Below are 5,139 nucleotides of genomic sequence, written 5' to 3'. Positions count from 1 at the left end.
CGACCAGGCGTTCGCCCGGTGAGTCCGGCGAGGCCGCGTAGACGATCTGATTCACGCACCCGTCGGCCTCGGCGACCTCGACACGGTCTCGACGAGGATCAGCATGGGTGCGAGCACGGCTGTGCGCTGGCGTGCGCGCCTCCTTCCCGCGTCCCTGTGGCTCTTCCTCGGCGAACGGGGGCGCGCACCCGTCACGGACGCGTAGAATCTCCCCCCGTGACCAAGTTTCAGAAGACCCCGTACAAGGTCGACGTGCGTGACCTCATCAACCGCCCCGGCACCATGCGTGAGCGCCACATCGACCTCATCGTTCCCGACGACCTCGGCGAGGGACTCGTTGCCGTCAAGGCCGGGTCGACGCTCGACGTCAACATCCGCCTCGAAACCCTGCACGAGAGCCTTCTGGTGTCCGCGCAGATCTCCGGAATCGCGTCCGGCGAGTGCGGAAGATGCCTGATTGACATCGACTTGCCTGTCCGAGTCGAGTTTCACGAGGTTTTCGCGTACTCTCTTGATGAAGCTTATGAGTGTGCGGTTGTCGAGGACCATGTGGATCTTGAACCGCTCATCAGGGATGCAGTGGTTCTGTCACTGCCTTTCCAGCCGGTCTGCCGGCAGGATTGCCCGGGTCTCGACCCCGAGACCGGGCAGCGGCTTGCCGTTTCCCCTGAATTCGAACCAGAACAGATGCGCGATCCCCGGTGGGCAGCGCTTGTGAATTTCCAGGCTTCCGAAAGCATCGGCACGGATGAAGACATCCGCGCTGAAACGGATAGAAGAGAAGAGAAGTAGTCATGGCAGTCCCGAAGCGCAAGCAATCACGCTCCAACACCCGCTCACGTCGTTCCTGCTGGAAGGCCGAAGCCCCCACCCTGGTCAAGACCATGGAAAACGGCAAAGTCGTCTACAGCCTCCCGCACCGCGCCAAGGTCGTCACCGACACCGCCGGAACCGCGATGTTCATGGAATACAAGGGCCGCAAGGTCGCCGACATTTAATTCGGCGATGTACACGCCCCAGGTACCGCTCCTCCGACGGATACCGCGTCTTCTGACCCGGAACATCCGCTCGTCGCGTCGCGGTACCGTCGGGGCGGTCGCCGTATGACCGGGCACGCCGCAGCCGGTCACCCGATGACCGGCGCGGAAGCCGACCCCTCGGCCCTCGTGTCCGCGCTCGGCGTGCAGATCGACGAGAGCCTGCTTCGGCTGGCGCTCACCCATCGGTCCTTCGCGTACGAGAACGGCGGAGTGCCTACGAACGAGCGCCTGGAATTCCTCGGCGACTCGATCCTGGGCCAGGCCGTCACGGTCATGCTCTACCGCACGTATCCGCTGCTCGACGAGGGCGACCTGGCCAAGCGCCGGGCCAGCCTGGTCTCGAGTGTCGCCCTCGCTGAAATCGCCAGGGGCCTCGGCCTCGGCGCCTACGTTCGGCTCGGGCGGGGCGAGATCCTCACGGGTGGTCGTGACAAGTCATCGATCCTCGCCGACACCGTCGAGGCGCTCATCGGTGCCGTCTACCTCGACACGGGTCCGGACGCCGCCACGGCTTTCGTGCTGCGGCTGATCGCGCCGATGCTCAACGACCCTGGTCACTTCGGAGTCTCGATGGATCCGAAGACGAGCCTGCAGGAAGCGGCGGCCCGGCTCGACGCCGGCGTACCCGTCTATGCGATCGCCGAGAGCGGCCCCGACCACTCCAAGGTGTTCATCGCGACCGTGACCGTCGGCATCGTCGTCGCAACGGGAGAAGGCACCAGCAAGAAGCACGCCGAGATGGCCGCCGCCCTCGAGGCGTGGAACCGGCTCGTCCCGCGCTGACCTGGCCGATGTCCGCTCGACTCATTCCCGCGCATCCGACGGCACCGCCACCATCGTCTGGACGCTTCCTTGCCAGAACTTCCTGAGGTCGAGGTGGTGCGCGCGGGCGTCGAACCCGCCGTGACCGGTGCTCGCGTCACCGCCGTTGAGGTTTTCGAGCCACGCTCCCTCCGCAGGCACGACCCCCTGACCGGCCCGTTCGCCCCGCAGCTCGAGGGGCATCGCCTGCTCGGCGCCGTCCGCCGCGGCAAATTCCTCTGGCTGCCGATCGACACCGGACGCGCCCTCGTGATCCACCTCGGCATGAGCGGCCAGGTCCTGCTCCGGGAACCGGGCTCGGAGGCAGACCGTCAGTTGCGCATCCGCCTGCACCTCGAACACCCCGACCACGGGGAACTGTGGCTCAACTTCGCCGACCAGCGGATCTTCGGCAGCATGGCGATAGACCGGATGCAGCCCACCGGCGACGGACTGCCAGGAGGGTATGCCGGGGCGGGCACGGGTGCGTGGAGCGGGCTGATCCCCGACCAGGTCGCCCACATCGCCCGTGACCTCATCGACCCCGACTTCGGAACGGATGGCGCCCTCGCCGCCCTGGCCCGGCGCGGCTCAGGGATCAAGCGGGTGCTGCTCGACCAGACCTGGGTCAGCGGCATCGGGAACATCTACGCCGACGAAGCCCTGTTCGCGGCCGGACTGCACTACGAGCAGCCGGCGTCGTCCCTGTCACGCACCGAAGGCATCCGGTTGCTCGACGCCGTGCGCACGGTGCTGATGCGCGCCCTCGCCGAGGGCGGCACGAGCTTCGATGCGCAGTATGTGAACGTCAACGGCCAGTCCGGTTACTTCTCGCACAGCCTCGCCGTCTACGGCAGGCAGGGCACCGCGTGCCCGCGGTGCGGAACCCTCCTCGTGCGCGAGCAGTTCATGAACAGGTCCTCGCACCTCTGCCCGGTCTGCCAGCGCCTCCACTGACCGAGTCAACCAGGGTTCACGCGTCCGTAAGGGGCGTGCGCCGCCGCCAGGCGCCCTCGTAGCCGATCGGCAGGAAGCCGAGCTCCTCGTTGATGTCGAGCATGTGCCGGTTCTCCTCCGCGTTGAAGGTGATCACCGACGGATGTCCTGGCTCGTTCCGGAGGATGCTCTCCAGGTTCCAGGCCTTGAGCAGCAGGCCGAGCCGGTGCCCGCGATGTTCCCGCACCACGAGGGTGTCCTCCTGGTTGACCGGCCTGTCGGTCTCAGCGGGAACGGAGAGTTCGGTGAACCCGACCAGTGCGCGGGACGGGCGGTGCACGACGGCTGTGGTGTAGACGGTCCGTGGTCCGTCCGCGAGCCGGGCCTGCCTGTCGAGGAACCGATCGAGGGGCCAGGACTCTGCGGGTTCCTCGAGGCCGGCGGTGGGAGCGTCCGTGCTCATTCTTTCGTAGAGCATCGCCATGTCCGGCTGCCACCGGATCGGCGTGAAGCCGTCCCACTGAATGATCTCGTATTCCTTTCCCGCGCGCTTCTCTGCCGCGCGCAGCAGCCGGTCCAGCCGCTCGCGGTCGTAGGGAAGTGCGAGGCGGTTGCCTCGCTCGACCTGCTCGAGACGGTAGCCGCGCCGGAGCAGGAAGCGCACCTCGGGGTTCCGCAACGGCAGTGAGCCGAAACCGGTCGGGGCGACCAGGCGTTCGCCCGGTGAGTCCGGCGAGGCCGCGTAGACGATCTGATTCACGCACCCGTCGGCCTCGGCGACCGACTCGAGCAACGCGAACAGGGCGGTACCGATGCCGCGGTTGCGGTATCCCGGCAGGACATCGGCGCGAAGCCACGCAGTCTCCGAGCCGGGGCCCTGAAACTCACACACACCGCGCGCGACGATGTGGGTCACGTCGGCCGCGGCGGGGTCGTCCGCCGGGGCGTCAGCCGCAGCCTCGTCGCTCCCGCCGGCAGGAGCTGAACCGTCCGCGGCCCGCACCACGAACAGCCTCCTCGGCTCCCAATCCTGGTCGAGCCACTCCGGGAGTGCCTCCTCCGCCGTCACGGTCAGCTCGTGGGTCCCGTAGGCATCCGCTTCGACCGTGTTGTGCACCTCGGCGGCGGCGACGAAGTCGTCCCAGCCCTCGGCACCCGGCTCCTCCGGGATCGAGAGCTCCTCGATCCTGGGCACGAGGTCGTCCATGCAGGCAGAGTAGCGTCCGGTCGGCACTGCCGAAACCCCCGCGGGCAGCGCCGCGCCTCCCGGGCCCGGGCGGCTGCGTCCGGTACCGTGGGAGAGCCGATATCTACTCACGGGAAGGGCGCAACGGTGTACTTGAAGAGCCTCACCCTCAAGGGGTTCAAATCGTTCGCGCAGCCCACGACCTTCGCTTTCGAGCCCGGCGTCACCTGCGTCGTCGGCCCGAACGGCTCCGGCAAGTCCAACGTCGTCGACGCTCTCGCCTGGGTGATGGGGGAGCAGGGCGTCAAGACGCTCCGCGGCGGCAAGATGGAAGACGTCATCTTCGCGGGCACCTCGACGAAGGGCCCGCTCGGCCGCGCCGAGGTGACGCTCACGATCGACAACACGGATGGCGCGTTGCCGATCGACTACACCGAGGTCACCATCTCGCGCACCCTGTTCCGCAACGGCGGAAGCGAGTACGCGATCAACGGCCAGGGCTGCCGGCTGCTCGACGTGCAGGAGCTCCTGAGCGACTCCGGCCTCGGGCGGGAGATGCACGTGATCGTCGGCCAGGGCCAGCTTGACGCGGTCCTGCGCGCAAGCCCAGAGGACCGGCGCGGTTTCATCGAGGAGGCCGCCGGAATCCTCAAGCACCGCCGCCGCAAGGAGAAGACCCTGCGCAAGCTCGACGCGATGCAGGCCAACCTGACCCGGCTGAGCGACCTCGCCGGGGAGATCCGCCGCCAGCTCAAGCCGCTCGGGCGCCAGGCCGAGATCGCCCGCGAGGCCCAGACCATCGCCGCCGTCGTGCGTGATGCCCGCGCCCGCCTGCTCGCCGACGACGTCGTCGGCCTGCGCAGGACCCTCGACGCCCACGGCCGCAGCGAGAGCGAACGGCACTCCGAACGCATCGTGCTCCAGGAACAGCTCGACCAGAAGCAGTTGCGCCTGCACCGCCTCGAGGAGGCCCAGATCGGCGACGCCGTCGACGCCGCCCGGCGCACGAGCTTCGGCGTCGAATCCGTGCAGGAACGCCTCCGCGGGCTGTACACGCTCGCGAACCAGCGCCTCGCCCTTCTCGGTTCCCAGTCCGAATCGGTCGACGCCGGCCCGAGTGTGACCCCGGCGATGCTCACGGACGCCGCGGCGGAGATCGTGCGGCTCACCGAACGC

The 5,139-nt window shown here is 68.1% G+C and carries 6 protein-coding genes; 5 read left to right on the top strand and 1 reads right to left on the bottom strand.

What is annotated here, in order from left to right; genetic code table 11:
* Positions 1 to 216: 216 nt before the first annotated feature.
* From QN345_RS15410 to mutM, 4 genes are all read left to right on the top strand, one after another.
* A complete protein-coding gene (locus QN345_RS15410; protein WP_134447545.1) occupies positions 217 to 792 on the top strand; it encodes a YceD family protein in 576 nt (191 codons plus the stop codon).
* Positions 793 to 794: 2 nt separating this feature from the next.
* Positions 795 to 998 carry a 50S ribosomal protein L32 gene (rpmF, locus tag QN345_RS15405; RefSeq protein WP_134447547.1) on the top strand — a complete coding sequence of 68 codons (204 nt, stop codon included), beginning with the start codon at positions 795 to 797 and terminating at the stop codon, positions 996 to 998.
* Between the two features lie 135 nt (positions 999 to 1,133).
* The gene (gene rnc / locus QN345_RS15400) at positions 1,134 to 1,823 is read left to right on the top strand and encodes a ribonuclease III (protein ID WP_134448065.1); all 690 of its coding nucleotides are present in this window, start codon (positions 1,134 to 1,136) and stop codon (positions 1,821 to 1,823) included.
* A 69-nt stretch (positions 1,824 to 1,892) separates the two neighbouring features.
* Positions 1,893 to 2,798, top strand: a complete 906-nt coding sequence (gene mutM / locus QN345_RS15395; protein WP_323508830.1) for a bifunctional DNA-formamidopyrimidine glycosylase/DNA-(apurinic or apyrimidinic site) lyase — start codon at positions 1,893 to 1,895, stop codon at positions 2,796 to 2,798.
* Between the two features lie 16 nt (positions 2,799 to 2,814).
* Here the strand turns inward: mutM and QN345_RS15390 are convergent, their stop codons facing one another.
* Positions 2,815 to 3,984, bottom strand: a complete 1,170-nt coding sequence (locus tag QN345_RS15390; protein WP_322135641.1) for a GNAT family N-acetyltransferase — start codon at positions 3,982 to 3,984, stop codon at positions 2,815 to 2,817.
* 126 nt (positions 3,985 to 4,110) lie between these two features.
* On the opposite strand from QN345_RS15390, the gene QN345_RS15385 reads away from it, so the two are divergent.
* A partial coding sequence (locus tag QN345_RS15385; protein ID WP_323508829.1) for a chromosome segregation SMC family protein occupies positions 4,111 to 5,139 on the top strand: 1,029 nt, incomplete at its 3' end.

Origin of the sequence: Cryobacterium sp. 10I1 (assembly GCF_035019805.1) — a bacterium.
Classification (GTDB): Bacteria; Actinomycetota; Actinomycetes; order Actinomycetales; family Microbacteriaceae; genus Cryobacterium; species Cryobacterium glucosi.
The sequence above is the reverse complement of the archived record's forward strand: the minus strand, read 5'-3'. Positions and strand labels throughout refer to the sequence as shown.

Bases quoted from the DNA above. Each gene is read 5' to 3' on its own strand.
- rpmF (WP_134447547.1), top strand. From the start codon at position 795: ATGGCAGTCCCGAAGCGCAAGCAATCACGCTCCAACACCCGCTCACGT.
- QN345_RS15390 (WP_322135641.1), bottom strand. From the start codon at position 3,984: ATGGACGACCTCGTGCCCAGGATCGAGGAGCTCTCGATCCCGGAGGAG.
- rnc (WP_134448065.1), top strand. From the start codon at position 1,134: ATGACCGGCGCGGAAGCCGACCCCTCGGCCCTCGTGTCCGCGCTCGGC.